General features: G+C 67.8%; 2 protein-coding genes. Both read right to left on the bottom strand.

Annotated features, from left to right (window positions below; all coding sequences use genetic code 11):
* The coding region (locus tag EOA86_RS32925) for an ActS/PrrB/RegB family redox-sensitive histidine kinase (RefSeq protein ID WP_164892248.1) at positions 1-818 on the bottom strand (818 nt) is incomplete at its 3' end.
* Between the two features lie 33 nt (positions 819-851).
* The coding region (locus EOA86_RS32930) for an ATP-dependent helicase C-terminal domain-containing protein (RefSeq protein ID WP_281035723.1) at positions 852-1,889 on the bottom strand (1,038 nt) is incomplete at its 5' end.

Below are 1,889 nucleotides of genomic sequence, written 5' to 3' on the forward strand. Positions count from 1 at the left end.
CCCTCGGACGACAGGCTGGTCAGGCGCTTGAGGATTTCCCGGCAACGCTCGCTCTGCGAGCGCAGCAGCGTCACGTCCTCGCCGTATTTCGGATCGTTGCGGAGCGCCTTCTCCATCTCCTTGGCGACAAGCGTGATGGTGGCAAGCGGCGTGCCCAGCTCATGCGCGGCGGCGGCGGCAAGGCCGTCCAGTGCCGACAAATGCTGCTCGCGCTGCAGCACCAGCTCGGTGGCGGCAAGCGCGTTGGCGAGCAGCCGGGCTTCCTCGGCCACGCGGAAGGCATAGATCGCGGTGAAGGCGATCGAGGAAAACACCGCCATCCACATGCCGGCGACATAAATGAACGGCATCTCCAGCGGCGCGCCCTCGTACCAGGGCAGCGGCAGATGGAAGAACACCAGCAGGCTCGCCGCCACCATCACCTGCGCGCCGAGGATGGCGGTCAGGCGCAGCGGCAGCGACGTCGCCGAGATGACCACGGGCACGGTGACCAGCACTGAAAACGGATTGGTGAGGCCGCCCGTCAGGTAAAGCAGGCCGGCAAGCTGCAGGCTGTCGATGGTCAGGATGGCGAAAGCCGGCAGCGGGGTCAGCCGATGCGCCGCCGGATAGCGGAAGGTCAGCAACAGGTTCATCCAGGCAGAACAGGCGATCAGCGCGAAGCAGGGACTGACCGGCAGCGGGAACTTCAGCCCATAGGCAACGACGATAACCGCCAGGCTCTGGCCCACGATGGCAAGCCAGCGCAGCCTGATCAGCGTGTTAAGGCGCAGCCGCTGGCTTTGCTGGAAGTCGGGCGCCCGCAGGATGTTTATCATGGCCAAGGATTTATAGCCGGAAAAGGGTAAAGGCTAGGTCCCCCGCGGTTTGGCGCGGCTGGTGGCTGTGGCGAGAAGCGGGTTCTCCGGCCAGACGTGCTTTGGGTAGCGACCACGCATGTCGGCCCGCACATCGGCCCAGGAGCCGCGCCAGAAACCGGGCAGGTCGCGGGTCGTCTGGATCGGCCGGTGCGCCGGCGATAAAAGCTCGAGCGTCAGCGGCACGGTGCCACTGGCGATCGCGGGATGCCGGTCGAGACCGAACAACTCCTGGACGCGGATCGCCAGCACCGGCCATTCGCCATCATAGCGGATCGGAACGCGGCTGCCGGACGGAGCGTCGAAATGGGTCGGCGCCAGTGCCTCGATCCTGCGCTGGAGATCGTGCGGCACCAATGCCATAAGGCCGGCCGAAAGCACGCTCGGATCGATCGCCGCAAAGGACGCCGCGCCGGAGAGATACGGCAGCAGCCAGTCGTCGAGGCTATCGTCGAGCGCGGCGTCGGAAACATCGGGCCAGGGCGGGCCGAGGCCGCGATGCAGCCAGCCGAGCCGTTGACGCAGCGTTTCAGCCTCCTTGCCCCACGGCAAAAGCGACAGCCCGTGTTGGCGCAAGGCGTCGAGGATGGCGCGATCCGCCTCAGTGCCGGCCGGCGGCGGCAGCATACGTTCGGACAGCGTGATGGCGCCGAGGCGAACGGTTTCGCGCACGCGCACCGCGCGCCTGTCGCGGTCGAAGCTGGTTTCACGGCTTGTCTCGATTTTTTGCGCAAGCGTAGCGCGAATGTCGGTCTCATCTATCGCCGCTGCCGCCGTGATGCGGGCGTTCTGCGCCTTGCCCTGCAGATCGGCGACGACGAGCCAGGCCGCGCCCGCCAGCGGGTCGGCGGCGTCGAGCATGGCGCCCGAACCGTTGGCCAGCACGAAACGGCCGCGCTCGCCGCGCGCCTTGGCGACGCGATCCGGCCAGGCATGGATGAGGAGCGCGCCGGCCCTACGCTCCCCCTCGAGGGGAGGGTCGATCCGCGAAGCGGAGCGACCCTCCCCTCGAGGGGGAGCGTAGGGCCGGCG

This window comes from Mesorhizobium sp. M5C.F.Ca.IN.020.32.2.1 (assembly GCF_004023105.1).
Lineage (GTDB): Bacteria > Pseudomonadota > Alphaproteobacteria > Rhizobiales > Rhizobiaceae > Mesorhizobium > Mesorhizobium wenxiniae.